The 14290-nt window shown below is 61.8% G+C and carries 15 protein-coding genes; 7 read left to right on the plus strand and 8 right to left on the minus strand.

Features of this window, described 5'->3' with window-relative positions; all coding sequences use genetic code 11:
• The first annotated feature begins 67 nt into the window (after window positions 1-67).
• Entirely contained in the window at window positions 68-2779 is a 2712-nt protein-coding gene (uvrB, locus tag I2H38_RS13105; RefSeq protein WP_196272307.1) for an excinuclease ABC subunit UvrB, read from the plus strand.
• A gap of 133 nt (window positions 2780-2912) precedes the next feature.
• Here uvrB and I2H38_RS13110 read toward each other — a convergent pair whose 3' ends face one another.
• Both I2H38_RS13110 and I2H38_RS13115 read right to left on the minus strand, forming a co-directional pair.
• Complete coding sequence (locus I2H38_RS13110) at window positions 2913-4232, minus strand: sensor histidine kinase (RefSeq protein ID WP_196272308.1); 1320 nt, start codon at window positions 4230-4232, stop codon at window positions 2913-2915.
• Window positions 4233-4762: 530 nt separating this feature from the next.
• On the minus strand, window positions 4763-4921 hold the full coding sequence (locus tag I2H38_RS13115) for a DUF3309 family protein (protein ID WP_196272309.1): 159 nt from the start codon (window positions 4919-4921) through the stop codon (window positions 4763-4765).
• A 317-nt stretch (window positions 4922-5238) separates the two neighbouring features.
• Here I2H38_RS13115 and I2H38_RS13120 point away from each other — a divergent pair, with 317 nt between their 5' ends.
• The gene (locus I2H38_RS13120) at window positions 5239-5463 is read left to right on the plus strand and encodes a NepR family anti-sigma factor (protein WP_196272310.1); all 225 of its coding nucleotides are present in this window, start codon (window positions 5239-5241) and stop codon (window positions 5461-5463) included.
• Window positions 5460-6008, plus strand: a complete 549-nt coding sequence (locus I2H38_RS13125) for a sigma-70 family RNA polymerase sigma factor (protein ID WP_196272311.1) — start codon at window positions 5460-5462, stop codon at window positions 6006-6008. The genes I2H38_RS13120 and I2H38_RS13125 overlap by 4 nt, the downstream gene beginning before the upstream one ends.
• A 12-nt stretch (window positions 6009-6020) precedes the next feature.
• Here the strand turns inward: I2H38_RS13125 and infA are convergent, their stop codons facing one another.
• Both infA and I2H38_RS13135 read right to left on the minus strand, forming a co-directional pair.
• Window positions 6021-6302 (minus strand): translation initiation factor IF-1, encoded by a 282-nt coding sequence (infA, locus tag I2H38_RS13130; RefSeq protein ID WP_009494617.1) that lies wholly within the window; start codon window positions 6300-6302, stop codon window positions 6021-6023.
• A 95-nt stretch (window positions 6303-6397) separates the two neighbouring features.
• Window positions 6398-6607 carry a cold-shock protein gene (locus tag I2H38_RS13135; protein WP_091138623.1) on the minus strand — a complete coding sequence of 70 codons (210 nt, stop codon included), beginning with the start codon at window positions 6605-6607 and terminating at the stop codon, window positions 6398-6400.
• 400 nt (window positions 6608-7007) lie between these two features.
• Between I2H38_RS13135 and I2H38_RS13140 the strand changes: the two genes are divergently transcribed.
• The 3 genes from I2H38_RS13140 (at window position 7008) to I2H38_RS13150 (ending at window position 10144) form a co-directional block, all read left to right on the plus strand.
• Window positions 7008-7805, plus strand: a complete 798-nt coding sequence (locus I2H38_RS13140; RefSeq protein WP_196272312.1) for a BON domain-containing protein — start codon at window positions 7008-7010, stop codon at window positions 7803-7805.
• 201 nt (window positions 7806-8006) lie between these two features.
• A complete protein-coding gene (locus I2H38_RS13145; RefSeq protein WP_196272313.1) occupies window positions 8007-8378 on the plus strand; it encodes a hypothetical protein in 372 nt (123 codons plus the stop codon).
• A gap of 182 nt (window positions 8379-8560) precedes the next feature.
• The gene (locus I2H38_RS13150) at window positions 8561-10144 is read left to right on the plus strand and encodes a class I SAM-dependent methyltransferase (protein ID WP_196272314.1); all 1584 of its coding nucleotides are present in this window, start codon (window positions 8561-8563) and stop codon (window positions 10142-10144) included.
• A 97-nt stretch (window positions 10145-10241) separates the two neighbouring features.
• Here the strand turns inward: I2H38_RS13150 and I2H38_RS13155 are convergent, their stop codons facing one another.
• From I2H38_RS13155 to I2H38_RS13170, 4 genes are all read right to left on the minus strand, one after another.
• Complete coding sequence (locus tag I2H38_RS13155; protein ID WP_196272315.1) at window positions 10242-11234, minus strand: Tim44 domain-containing protein; 993 nt, start codon at window positions 11232-11234, stop codon at window positions 10242-10244.
• An 86-nt stretch (window positions 11235-11320) separates the two neighbouring features.
• Window positions 11321-11923: a hypothetical protein gene (locus tag I2H38_RS13160; protein WP_196272316.1), complete on the minus strand. Its 603-nt coding sequence runs from the start codon at window positions 11921-11923 to the stop codon at window positions 11321-11323.
• A gap of 99 nt (window positions 11924-12022) precedes the next feature.
• Entirely contained in the window at window positions 12023-12295 is a 273-nt protein-coding gene (locus I2H38_RS13165; RefSeq protein WP_196272317.1) for a DUF3072 domain-containing protein, read from the minus strand.
• Between the two features lie 421 nt (window positions 12296-12716).
• Window positions 12717-13604, minus strand: a complete 888-nt coding sequence (locus tag I2H38_RS13170; RefSeq protein WP_196272318.1) for a branched-chain amino acid aminotransferase — start codon at window positions 13602-13604, stop codon at window positions 12717-12719.
• Window positions 13605-13766: 162 nt separating this feature from the next.
• Here I2H38_RS13170 and I2H38_RS13175 point away from each other — a divergent pair, with 162 nt between their 5' ends.
• Window positions 13767-14285, plus strand: a complete 519-nt coding sequence (locus tag I2H38_RS13175; protein ID WP_196272319.1) for a MarR family winged helix-turn-helix transcriptional regulator — start codon at window positions 13767-13769, stop codon at window positions 14283-14285.
• The last annotated feature ends 5 nt before the right edge of the window (window positions 14286-14290 follow it).

A 14290-nucleotide genomic window follows, 5' to 3' on the forward strand; every position in this document is an offset into this window, starting at 1 on the left:
GAAAGACGGAGGTGGGAAGCCCCGGCCGGGCCTTCACTAATCCGGCCGTTTGTACCATATTCGTTCTATGGCCAAGGCACCCAAGAAACCCAAGCTTTCCACCGGGAAGGCGTCCAAACCCGAATTAAAGCCGCTGGATACCTATCTGGCCGATCTTCTGAATCCCGCGGTCAACCGGGAGCGCGAGGCGGCTGAAGGATTTGCGGAGCGCGCGCAGGAAACCTTCATCCATGGCGACCTCACGGATGTGGACCCGGCGCTGGCGAAGAAGCTCGGAATGACGGGCCCGGATGACGGGCCGGACGTGGCGGATGAACTCGGCGACGATGCGCCACTTGGCACCTCGGGCGTCTCGGCGACAGTCGACGCGCTGACGAAGCTTCTGACCGAGGGCGATCCGCGTTTCAAGAACGGCAAGCTCTGGGTGCCGCATCGCCCGGCCCGGCCGGACAAGTCGGAAGGCGGCATTCCGTTCAAGATCAAATCGGATTTTCAACCCGCCGGCGATCAGCCCACCGCTATCGCGGAACTGGTTGACGGCGTGCGCCGCAACGAGCGTGATCAGGTGCTGCTGGGCGTCACGGGTTCAGGCAAGACCTTCACCATGGCGCATGTGATCGAGGCAACGCAGCGCCCCGCCCTCATCCTCGCGCCAAACAAGACGCTGGCAGCACAGCTCTACGGCGAGTTCAAATCGTTCTTCCCCGACAACGCGGTGGAATATTTCGTCTCGTATTACGACTACTACCAGCCCGAAGCCTATGTGCCGCGCTCGGACACCTTTATCGAGAAGGAATCCTCCATCAACGAGCAGATCGACCGCATGCGCCACGCCGCGACGCGTGCGCTGATCGAGCGCGACGACGTCATCATCGTCGCCTCCGTGTCGTGCATCTACGGTATCGGCTCAGTCGAGACCTATACGGCCATGACCTTCTCCGTGAAGGTGGGCGATCGCATCGAGCAGCGCCAGCTCATCGCGGATCTTGTGGCCCTGCAATACAAGCGCATCCAAAATGATTTCGCGCGCGGCACGTTTCGCGTGCGCGGCGACGTGATCGAACTCTTTCCCGCACACTTGGAGGATCGCGCCTGGCGCATCGGCCTGTTCGGCGACGAGATCGAAAGCATCGTCGAGTTCGACCCGCTCACCGGCAAGAAGACCAACGACCTCGCCTTCGTGAAGGTCTATGCGAACTCGCACTACGTGACTCCGCGCCCCACGTTGCAACAGGCGGTGAAAGGCATCGAGCAGGAGCTGCAATTGCGGCTCAAGGAGCTGACCCGCATGGGCCGTCTGCTCGAAGCGCAGCGCCTGGAGCAGCGCACGCAATTCGATCTTGAGATGATCGAAGCAACCGGCGTGTGCAACGGCATCGAAAATTATTCGCGCTATCTCACCGGGAGGAAACCCGGCGAGCCGCCGCCGACCTTGTTCGAATACCTGCCCGACAACGCGCTGGTCTTCACCGACGAGAGCCACGTCACCGTGCCGCAGATCGGCGGCATGTATCGCGGCGACTTCCGCCGCAAGGCGACACTCGCGGAATACGGCTTCCGCCTGCCCTCCTGCATGGACAACCGCCCGCTTCGCTTCGAGGAATGGGACGCCATGCGCCCGCAATCGGTGCACGTCTCCGCGACGCCCCAGAAATGGGAGATGGAGCAGACCGGCGGCGTGTTCGTGGAGCAGGTCATCCGTCCCACGGGCCTCGTGGACCCGGTGGTGGATATTCGCCCCGCGCGCACCCAGGTCGATGATCTGTTGGGCGAGGTGAAGGAGATGGCGGCGAGGGGTTATCGCACCCTCGTCACCACGCTCACCAAGCGCATGGCGGAAGACCTCACGGAATATCTGCACGAGAACGGCGTACGCGTGCGCTACATGCACTCCGACATCGACACGCTGGAACGCATCGAGATCATCCGCGATCTGCGGCTTGGCGCATTCGACGTACTCATCGGCATCAACCTTCTACGCGAGGGTCTCGACATTCCCGAATGCGCGCTCGTCGCCATTCTCGATGCGGACAAAGAGGGTTTTCTGCGCTCGGAAACCTCGCTGGTGCAGACCATCGGCCGCGCGGCGCGCAACGCGGAAGGCCGCGTCATTCTCTACGCCGATCACATGACCGGCTCGATGGACCGCGCGATCGCGGAAACCAACCGCCGCCGCGACAAGCAGCTCGCCTATAACGCCGAACACGGCATCACGCCGCAAAGCGTGAAGAAGAACATCGCGGATATTCTGGAGAGCGTCTACGAGCGCGACCGCGTCTCCGTCGATACCGGCCTCGCGAAAGCCGGCGAGACGGTGGGTCACAATCTCAAGGCCGTCATCGCGGACATGGAAAAGCGCATGCGCGAGGCCGCCGCCAATCTCGAATTCGAGGAAGCCGCGCGGCTTCGCGACGAACTCAAGCGCCTGCAGGCGACGCAACTCGCCATCAGCGACGATCCGCTGGCCCGTCAGACTGAGGTGGAGCGTGAAGCGGGACGCTATTCGGGCTCCCGCAAATACGGCCGCAACGCCAACCTGCCCCCGAAGGGCTTAGCCCCCTCACCGGAAGGCACAAGCGGCGGTGACGAGAATGCCGATGCCTACGGCCCGACTGGCAAAGGCCTCTCGGACGAAGGCACCCGCATCCGCAAACCGACGCTGGACGAAATGGGACCGGGGACGGACCGCGAAGTGCCGATGAACTACAAGGAACGCCCGATGGCGCGAAGCACCCAGGGGCATGGGGGGCAGAAGCCGAAATATCGGAAGGGGCGGTAGACCGCGCCAGACTCTCCCTGTCACCACCGGGCTTGTCCCGTGACGTCGATCCCGGATGCGTTGCGCTTTATCGGAATGGCCGGGACGAGCCCAACCAACGGAGGCGTGCTCGTTCCTCTCCCCGAGTCCCGCCCTACAACGGCACGGCGAACGAGCAGCGCAGGCCCTCGGGGTGGAAGCGCATGTCGAGGGAGCCGTCCAGCTCGTGGCGGATGCCGCGTTCGATGAGCTTCGAACCGAAGCCTTTTCGCGCGGGCTCGCGGACGGGCGGGCCGTTCTTTTCCACCCAATCGACCTTGAGAAGCGGCTTGCCGGTGGAGTCGGGTTCGGTGCGCCAGGCGATGTCGACGCTGCCCTGCGGCGCGGAGAGCGCGCCGTATTTCACGGCGTTGGTGGCGAGTTCGTGGAAGGCCATGCCGAAGGTCAGCGCCTGCCGGGGCGTGAGGCGGATCGAGTCGCCCGCGGCACACACTCGACGCTCGTCGATCCCGCCATAGGGCTCCAGCTCCGCGCAGAGGATTTCGCGCATGCAGGCGCTTTCCCACAATTCCTGGGTCAGGATGTTGTGGGTCGCGGAGAGCGCGAACAGGCGGGCCTGAAAGGCCTCCTTGAACGCATCGAGGCTGTCGCTGCCGCGCAGGGTCTGGAGCGCGAGGGATTGCACGACGGAGAGCGTGTTCTTCACCCGGTGGTTCAGCTCGTGAACCAGCAGGTTTTGCCGCTCCTGTCCCAGCTTGCGCTCGGTCACGTCAAGACACGCCCCCACCATCAAGGGAGAGGGATGCGTTTTCGGATCGCGGATCATGCGGCAACGGGCATACATCCACCGCACCGCGCCGTCCGGGAGAATGGCGCGAAACTCGTATTCGGCGCTGCCCTGTGCCTTCGCATCCCGAATGACCGCGTCGACATGGGCGAGATCCTCAGGATGTATGAGGCGCGCGAATTCCTCCCCGTGCCGCGGCGTAAAAGAAGGATCGAGGCGGAACAGACGCACCAGCGCCGGGTCCCACTCGATGCAATCCTCGCGGATGTCCCAGCGCCATGTGCCCGCGCCGGAAGCCTCCAGGGCCGTGACCAGCTTTTCCTGCGCGACTTCCATCCGTTCGACGGCGCGTCGCAGCGCGGCCGCGACCAGAACGGAGAGCCCCGCGCCGGAAAGATACAGCCCTAGATCCGCGAGCGTCCCTGGGGCGAGAAGCTGTGTGTCGCTGTAGGCCAGGAAAAGAACGGCAACGGTCGCTCCCAGCAAAAGGGCGAGCATTCCCGCCCTTCCGCCGCCGAGCACCGCCGCCAGGAGCACGGCCGGATAGAGCGTGATGTCGAGAAGGTTGTCGCCCAGAAGTGGCTGAAGGGTCATGCGCACGCCAATCGCGACCGTCACCATGACAGTTGTAATTGCATAAGCGAGGCAGGAATTGGCGGGCACCAATTTGGTATAGCGGGTAAGCAAGGGGCGAACTCTGGAATGAATTAGTCTGGAATAACGTTGCGAAATGAAGAGTGCCGGTATTCGGGTCCCAGTGTCAAATCCTTGCAGAGGACAGAGCCGCCCATTCCGCGGTGTAGCGAAGAATGCGACGTTGAGAGGCGGTTTCACCACGCTCTGTTGGGATGGGATGCAACGCATCGGCGCCTTCGGACCGGGAACGCCACCCCGTCACCCAAGGGGCATGGATGACGGGGTTTATCCCTGTCCCGCGAGGAGCCAAGGTGACGACCGTGCCGGGACGTCCCGGGAAGAGGGTCAGTGGGGCCAAAGGGTCTTTTTCAACGAGACGACCCGTCCGATCCCTCGCCCCTGCCCGCGTCGTCTCCGGAAGCGGCAAACGAAACACTAAAACGCATGCATATCGGCGGATGTGCGACCGCACACCGGTCGCTCGCTGGGCCCCGCCCCGCGCTGGGCTGTCGCAAGGCTTCGCTTGCCCCTCGAGTGCCCCATGCCACCTTCATCTTTGAGAAGGGTCGGCTGCTCAGCCCTCAGATCCGGCCAAGCAGCAGCAGCACGACCAGGATGATCAGCACAACCCCCAGAATGCCGCTTGGGCCGTAACCCCAGTTGCGGCTATGGGGCCATGTGGGCACGGCGCCGAGCAGCATCAGAATGACGATAATGAGCAGAATCGTGCTCAGGCCCATGGTGTTTCTCCTCGATCGTCGTCTTCGACGCCCCACCCCGTTCCGTGCCGCCAGGGCATTTTTCGCAGAAGTGCGGACCGGTTCTGCGCGAGGCCGTTGAGCATCTTGGATCAGGTCCCCACGCGGCCAAGGAAGCCTGAGCGGAAAACTTGGCGCTGAGGATTAAGTTCCCCGAAATCAGCAGGTGAGCCTCGAAAGGAATCCCATCCGAATGGGAACATCGGTCAGGCCGGGACGTTGACCCAAGGGCGATCGGGTGCCGCCTTTCGTGCGACCCGAGTGGAAGGTCGCGACTTCGAATGGATCAGGATAATTCCGTGCGTAATAAAGCTCTTAAAGGTATGCCCTATCGCGATCCGGAATCGGTCACCGGTCCCCGGAGGTCTTCTCCTGCGCTTTCCCGCGCCGTCCAGGCTCAGCTCGGCCTGCGCCTCCGCCAATTCTACGAGTCGCTTGCTCTCGGGGAGCAGCCGGTGCCGGACCGGTTCATCGAGATCATCAATCGTCTGAGTGAAGAGTTGCCTGAGAAAGCTCAGTCATGAGTATCGACGTTTCCCTTCGCGATTCCATGCTCAAGGCAACGCCGAATCTGCGCGCCTTCGCCATCTCGCTCACCAACAACGTCGACCGGGCGGACGACCTCGTGCAGGAAACGCTCATGCGCGCGATCGCCAACATCACCCGCTTCCAGCCCGGCACCAACATGCAGGCCTGGCTCTTCACCATTCTGCGGAACCTGTTCCATTCCGAATACCGGAAGCGCCGCCGCGAGGTGGAGGATGCGGACGGGAAATATGCCGCCACGCTCTCGGTTCAGCCCGACCAGCTGCCGCATCTCGATTTCGAGGATCTGCAAAGGGCGCTCGCCCGCCTGCCGCACGATCAGCGCGAAGCGCTGCTGCTTGTGGGCGCGTCAGGGTTCTCTTACGAGCAGGCTGCGGAGATCTGCGGCTGCGCCGTCGGCACCATCAAGAGCCGGGTCAACCGCGCCCGGAACCGGCTCGCCGAACTGATGCACTTCACCGATATGGATGAGGATATCGGCCCCGACCGCGTCACCCTCTCGGTCATGCACGCGGTCGCGTAAAGCAGGATGGCCTCAGCGCCGCCGGAACTGCTGATTGCCGCGCTGCGGCGGACGCGGCCCGCTCGAAGCACCCGAATCCTTATGACGGAAGATAAGGCGGCCCTTTTCGAGGTCATAGGGCGACATCTCAACGGTCACGCGGTCACCCGCCAAGGTCTTGATGCGATTCTTCTTCATCTTGCCAGCTGTGTAGGCAATGACCTCGTGCCCGTTGTCGAGCTGCACCCGATAGCGTGCATCGGGGAGAATTTCGGTCACAAGTCCCTCGAACGTAATCAGTTCTTCCTTTGCCATGCAAAGCCTTCCGTATCACAACAAAAAAGCCGCTCCTCAAGCGGAACGGCTGCTATGCGAGAGGGCGCGCCGGGCACGCCCTCCTGCACAAAACCTTACGCGTTCTGCAGGTTCACTGCAGAAGCGCGGCCGGTGCGCTGGTCGGTCTGAAGCTCGTAGGAGATCTTCTGACCTTCGCGAAGGCCACGCATGCCAGCGCGCTCAAGCGCCGTCGCATGAACGAACACGTCCTTGCCGCCGTTGTCGGGCTGAATGAAGCCATAACCTTTGGTTTCATTGTACCACTTCACGGTTCCCGTTTCCATGGGAATTCCTTTCACTGTCGTTTGCACGTAGGTGGGGGCCGCAGCCAACCACCCATCAGTCGATATTGGTAGAGAGAAGGAACGTGCGCCCGGCAGTGCCAAAGCGAAGTAGCCCAGTCGTCCGGCCAAATGTCGATGCGAAATAACTAGGGGAACCATGGGCTAAATGCAAGGCATCTCGACTTAGCCTCATTGGCTACACGACCGGATCTTGATGGCGGCAACAGCACGCCTAAATAATTTCCTCCCCCTTTTTCCAACCCGGCAGCGGCGACCCGAGCGACCCCGATTCTTGCCCCGATCCTTGCCCCTTGGAGAGGAACCCAGCGGAGCGAATTCACGTTGGTTTCGAAGGTGCCGCAACGACAATCATCGATCGCAAGATCCGAGGAGCGCCCTCATGGCCCATCGTTATCGCAACGAGGATCGGAGCCGTTATCGCGACCGATCCGAAACTCGCCCTGAACCCGCCCCCTATCGCGGGGCGGAGGACCAGCCGCGCCCGGAGGATGACGGCTACATCGCCCGGCGCGGCTTCGGGAATCGATCGGCGGGGTATGATCGCGAATTCGGATATGACGACCGCTATGACATCGGAAGCGAGCGCGACTTCGGCGATTCTGCTGGCTATGGCTCGGGCGGATCGACCCGTGACTGGCGTGACGTGGTTGGCGAAGACCGCAGGCGCGGGGAAACGGCGTACGGCATCGATTATGGGCGAAGCCAAGACCACGGCTACTATGGCTCCTCCTATGACTACGATCACGAACGTTTCGGCACGGGGGCCTTCGGAAGAGGCTCTCGCGATTATGGCGAGGAGCGCGGCTTCCTTGAGCGTGCCGGCGACGAGATCCGGTCCTGGTTCGGCGATGAGGAGGCCGACCGGCGTCGTGACATGGATATGCGCGGCGGCGGCGGTCATCGCGGGCGCGGGCCAAAGGGCTACCAGCGGTCCGACGCCCGCATCCTGGAGGATGTGAACGATCGTCTCACGGACGATCCCAATATCGACGCGACCGAGATCGAAGTCACCGTCCTCAACTGCGAGGTCACGCTCGCCGGCACGGTCAATAGCCGATTTGAGAAACGGCATGCCGAGGATATCGCCGATTCCGTGTCGGGCGTGAGGCACGTACAGAACAATCTGCGCCTTAAGCAATATGCTGAGGGCGGCATGCTGGCGGGCCCGGCTTTATAAATAAGCCTCGGAGAGGACAACCGGCGAGAGCTCCCTCGCCGCTCGGTGCTGAACGTCGGCGACCGACGGGGACGGGCTGCTCCAGCTCGTTGAGTGTTCTAGTTATGTTTGCCCGATAGGGCTGATTTCTCGCACCAAGGCCCTTGCCTTTCACGCGATGGCCTGCAACCCCATATCTGGCAGGGAGGATTGAGGACACGAATGGCAGGTATTTCCGTCACGCTCGAGGGCGACAACATCCAGCTCGCGTTCCAGAAGGGCGAGCAATCGACGGCTGTGGTCATGGACCCACACGCCGCCCGGTCGCTCGTCAAGGCATTGGGTCAGCTTCTCATGGCCATCGGTGAAAGCGGCGAGGAGGCGGAAGATCTGGAGGAAATGGTCGAGGTGACCTCGCCAACCATCGATATCGGCATGGACGAGCATGGATTTGCGGTCGTGGCCCTGCAGGCCGGTTTCCTGCCCCCCTTCATGCTTCGTCTCAAGGACGATGAAGCTCGGCACATTGCCAACAGCCTCCTGGAAATTCTGAACAGCCCGCGCGACGTGCGCATTTCCCTCGGCGGGCACTGAACCGTTCCCTTTCGCGCAAGGCGCGAGACAAATGCGGCAAAATAGGAGCTTCCCGAACCCTTTTCGATTCAATCGGATCGGAAAGGGCGGCTTTACATCCTTTGCAACTCGTTTCGCTCCGATATAACATATGCCGCTAAGATAAGACGCCTCTGGAAAGCAGGCGGTCAAAGGGAGCGGTCATGGCCGAATGGTCATCAGGTTACGTGGTCGATGTCGGCTATACGTATGGTTTTTATCACGAGCTGACCCCGAACCTGCTGGGGCTGCTCGCCCTTCGGCAAGGCGTCCAGGCACCGGGGCTGGACCTTGAGCCGCTGACATATTGCGAACTTGGATGCGGCCAAGGCTTCTCGGTCAATCTTCTGGCCGCCGCGAACCCGCATATCCAGTTCTACGCGACCGATTTCAACCCGGGCCATATCGCCGGCGCCCACGCTTTGGCGCGATCCGCGAAACTCAAGAACGTCCAGTTCGCGGACGACAGCTTCGTAGAGTTCGTCGACCGCGACGACCTTCCCGACTTCGATTTCATCAATCTGCACGGCATCTATAGCTGGATTTCGGATGAGAATCGCCAGTCGATCGTGCGGTTCATTCGCAAGAAGCTGAAGCCGGGCGGGGTTGTCTATATCTCTTACAATTCGATGCCCGGCTGGGCCTCGATCATGCCTTTGCGGCGGCTCATGGTCGAGCACGCGGCGAGCAAGGGCTCGCTCCCCCTGACGGCGCGCATCAATGCCTCGCTCGACTTCGCAAGCAAGATCAAGGAACTCGACAGCCGCTATTTTGCGAGCCACCCCGGCCTCGCTTCTCGGCTGGATCGCCTGAAGACCCAGAACTCCGACTATCTCGCACACGAGTACTTCAATCGCGATCTCAACCCGTTCTATTTCTCGGATGTCGCGCGCGAACTGTCGGAAGCTAAACTGACCTGGGTCGGGCCGGCCGCCGCGCTCGACATGATCGACGCGCTCCATCTGTCTCCGGAGCAAAGCAAATTCCTGGATGAAATCGATGACGTGTCCTTGCGCCAGACCGTGCGCGATCACATCGTCGAGCAGCATTTCAGGCGCGATATTTTCATCAAAGGACCGGTGCGATTGTCAGCATCCGGTCAGAAGGAGAAATGGCTCGAGGCCCGGTTCGTGCTCTCACGCGCTGGAGGTAATTTTCCGCGAAAATTGCGCGGCCTTCGCTACAGCGCCGACTTCCAGGGCGAACTATATGACTCGCTCATCGCGATATTGGAGCGTGGCCCGCGCTCCATCGGGGACGTGCTGTCTGAGCCCACACTCGCAAAGGTCGGACCGGAGAGAGTGACGCAGGCCGTCCTCCATCTTTGCGCGCTCGGTGTCTGCCATCCGTGCCTGCCGGAACGCGATCTGGCCGAACGCCAAGCCCACGCCAGTCAGTTGAATATGGCCATCGCGGATCAGGCGCGGCATGGCAACACTTTCAGGCACTTCGCGTCGGCCGTGACGGGTGGCGGCATCGCCGTCGACCGCATCGATCAGTTGATCTGGCTCGCGAAGCGTTCTGGAGATGCGGACATCCCCGGCTTCATTTGGAACATCCTGACACAAGCGGGGCATCGGCTGGTCAAGGACGGCAAGACCCTGGCAACCGCGGAGGAGAACCTTGCGGAAATCAGCCGCCGGCTCGCTCAATTCGAGACGAATTCATCGGCAATCTGGAGGAACCTGGGCCTCGAACCCGAGATGTCGGCGTCCCATGGGCCGAAGCGGCAGCGATCGGCGACCTGAACGGCTCTCCTGAGCCCTCCTTGAACGGCATTGAAGTCGTATGGAAAACGGCCGGCGAAGAGCCGGCCGTTTTGATGTTTGGAAGAAACGTCGGACCCTAGCTCTGCTGGATCGCCGAGAGCTTCCAGGAGCCGCCCGGATCTCTCCGGAAAGTCCAAACCTCGGTCGCCTCGACAGGCCGCGAGGCGTCGCCTTCGACCACCCGGCCCGTCGCTTTCTCGGTCGTGACATCGACCAGGGAATAGCGCATGGCAACGGTCGCATATTCCGCGCTTCCTTCGCGCCATGCCTCCGCCAGATCACCTTGAAGCAGTTTCACGTTGGAGACTTGGTTCGCCAAACCACGCGCCGCATTGTCATTCAGCTCTTCCTGCATGTAGCCCGCCATCTCCGGCGTCGCTAACGCCCAAAGCTTGGCAACGTCACCGCGCGAATAAGCCTCCTGCACCTCGTTGAGCGATTGCTCGAAAGCGGCATAGTCCCGCTCGCCGATACCGACCTCATCGCGCACGCCCGAGGGCTGCTGGGCCCGCTGCCCGAGACCACCGAGCGCTCCGCCCAGCGCGCCCCCGAGGCCACCACCGGGCTGGGGCTGCTCATCAGGCATGGACCGAGCATAACCCTGACCCGGACCCGCATAGGCCGGTTGCTGCCGCCGACGGAACCATTTCATCGCAAACGAGACGAGCAGCACGACAAGGCCGATCTGAACAAGCAGACCGATCACCGAGCCGAGGCCAGCCAAGCCGCCGAAAAAGCCGTTGCCCATCAGCATACCGAGCAGGCCCGCACCGAAGAGGCCGGCCATCAGGCCGGTGCCGAATCCGAAGCGGCGCGGCTGGGCAGCCGCCGGAGAGGCCATGCCCGGACGATTCATCGCGGAGCCCTGATCAGGCGTCTGTGAGCGTTGGATCGGCGCGGCGCTCGGCGTGGTGTTCGTGCTCGGCGGCGCACTCCAGGTCCGCGCGCCGCGCGAACCGAAGCTTCCTTTTCCCCCACCGACGCGCGCCTCGGCTGCGCTTCCTGCGAAGACCAGCACAGCCGCCAAGGCGATCATCGCGCGGCTTCGGCGAGAGGCAATTCTAATCATCGTGTTCTTCATCCCTCGGAGCGGAAAGCCCCCGCGAGTGCATGTGGTGACGGCACAGCTCTTTCAAAAGAGGGGGCGAGTGGCTTTTAGACAGCCCAGTAACGGCGCACGCGACGACGGGCGGCCGCGAAACGGCCGCCACGGTCGGTTGCACGAAGGAGCGCCGCGAGTTTCGTGCGGCCTCGCGCCGCGATGTGCAGCACAATCCGCACGACCTGGAGAGCCTGCTGCCAGAGCCTCGTGCTTATGAGCCAGCCATGGACGAAATCGCGAAGAGCCAGCACTTTGGCGTGGCACCGGGCGAACCAGCCAATAGACAAAAGCTTGTCGCGACCGATAGCGAAGAGCCGCTCGGCCAGACCGAGCCCCACGACCTTCGCGATCACAAAGGTCAAAACGCCCGCCACGAGCTTACCCTGGCTGAAGAGATAGAGGGCGTAGAGCTTGAAGGGCTCCAAAATCGCGATCGGAATAATGAAGAGAAGCAGAATGACGTGGGCCGGCAGCCCTGCGATGGTCGTTTCGATCCGCCTGAACAGCGCCAGGCGAGAGAGCGCGCGAACGGCCGGCACGACGAGGGCTCGGAAGGCGTCGTCGATAAGCACGACGATAACCGCGAGCACCAAGAGCGGCGCGTTCAAGATGCGCTTCAATGAGCGGAGCTGAGCAGTCGACACGTGGTCCGTCATGTTGGCGTCCGGCCTCAGGCTTGGTCCGTGATTATGTGCGATATAAGGCCGATCCGCAGGCCACGCCAACCCCAAGGCCTGTTTAGGACCAAGGCCCGTTTAGGACTCTGTCTCGTTCTTGAGCTGATCGATGCGCTTTATGGCCTCGGCCTTGTCGAGCTCGGGATCGTAAGCTTCGGGCTCGTGCGCCTTTTCGGAGAGCTCCTTCAGGTAGGAGGCCTGAGCCGCGGACATGGGCTCCAACCCGATCACCCATTCCTCAGGGTCCGGCTGATCGGCAGACGAGACCGGATCAGCCTTCGGGTCAACAACCTCGGGCGGGTCCTCGTGTCGGCCGGCAGCCCGGTCGTCGACTTTCGGATCTGGAGGCATTTGACCCCTTAATGTTCACGGCACGTTCCCCATAGGAACGTCTAGGCTGGGAGGTCTGTTCCTCAACGAATCTTCGAGGCGAGACGCCTCAATCATCCCCGCTATCCACAGGGAACGAACCGGACCTCGACATGATCCGATATTCTCATTTTGTTCCGCAAACAAGAGGCCGCAAAAATCGATTAGCGGACCCGCTAGGCCGAACTCTTCGCGTTGGGGGCACAGATGGCGACAGGTCTGGGCGCTTACGAAGAGCCACCCTCGCGGCATAGCCGAGCGGCCGAACGCCAGCTCCGGCCTCTGAACTGAGGCCGAGGATCAAGAGTGCGTTGAAGGCGCGAAACCCACCTTCAACCGAGTTCCCGACACGGACGAATTTGAGACGTCCGCGTCGGGCTTGGCTTGCCTTCAAAGGAACAGCTTAGGCCGCCTTGGCCTTCGGCTGCACCTCGGCGGTGTAATCGTCCATCAGCGTCTGGGTCATGCTGCCCGGCTTGAAGGTATGCGGTCCGATCTCGGACACGGGCGTCACCTCGGCAGCCGTTCCGGTGATGAAGCACTCGCTGAAGCTGGACAGCTCCTCCGGCATGATCCGCCGCTCTTGCACCTCAAAGCCGCGACGCTTGGCGAGATCGATCACCGTGCGGCGGGTGATGCCGTCGAGGAAGCAGTCCGCGATGGGCGTATGGACGGCGCCGTCGCGGATGAAGAACACATTGGCTCCCGTGCACTCGGCGACGCGGCCCTGCCAATCGAGCATCAGCGCGTCGGCATAGCCCTTGCGCTCGGCCCGGTGCTTGGAGATGGTGCAGATCATATAGAGACCCGCCGCCTTCGCCGTGGACGGCGCGGTCGCCGGATCCGGACGGCAATAATCCGCCATGTCGATGCGAATGCCCTTCATCTTCTGGGCCGGATCGAAATAGCTCGGCCATTCCCAGCTGGCGATCGCGAGGTGGATCTTGTTGTGCTGCGCCGCCACGCCCATCATCTCGGAGCCGCGCCAGGCGACCGGACGCAAGTAGGCGTCGGTCTGTCCGTTCTTCTGCAAGATGAGGTGCTTGGCGGCATCGATCTCCGCAACCGAATACGGAATCTCGAAATCGAGGATTTCGGCGGACTTCTTCAATCGTTCGGAATGCTCGGTCGATTTGAAGATTTGGCCGCCATAGGCCCGCTCACCCTCGAAGACGCTCGAGCCGTAATGGAGGCCGTGCGACAGCACGTGGAGCTGGGCGTCCTTCCAAGGTACGATCTGCCCATCATACCAAATCCATCCATCACGTTGATCGAAGGGGGTAGCGGACATCGTTCTTCTCCTTGAATATCGACCTTATGGCTCACCGGGGTCGCGTAATTTCCGGTGTGCGTCCGTGGAGTTTCGAGTTCATTCATTTCACGGAAGCGCCTTGACGAGTAACAATCGTCCTGAGATATGTCAACAAGGCTGACTTAAAAATGGACAAGGACGGTGCCTGACGCGATCCCGGCTGTACGCTCCCAGAGGCTTGGTAAGGACATCTTAGACGAGGTGCCCGCCTATGACCTCATCGAATTATTCTTTTTCGCCTATCGCGACTTCGTCAGCGATCCAGACCGGATCCTGGACGAGTACGGTTTTGGCCGCGCGCACCATCGCGTCCTGCATTTCGTCGATCGCCAGCCCGGTCTGACGATTGCCGAACTGCTCGATATTCTGCGCATCACCAAACAGAGCCTCAACCGGGTGCTGAAGGAGCTGATCGAGAAGGATTTCGTCGAAAGCCGCATGGGCACGGCTGATCGGCGACAACGGCTGCTCTATGTAACCGCTCAAGGTCATGATTTGGCCCTGAAGCTCGCCAAATTGCAGACGCGCCGTATCATGCAGGCATTGGCCGATCTGGAACCGGAGGGGAAGGCATTGATCAGCGGTTATCTCCTGCGCCTCATTGATCCTGATGACCGCGACCACGTGGAGCGCCTCGTATTCGGGGCCGGGGAAACCTGATAAGC

The sequence above is a fragment of the Microvirga alba genome (assembly GCF_015694465.1).
Lineage (GTDB): Bacteria > Pseudomonadota > Alphaproteobacteria > Rhizobiales > Beijerinckiaceae > Microvirga > Microvirga alba.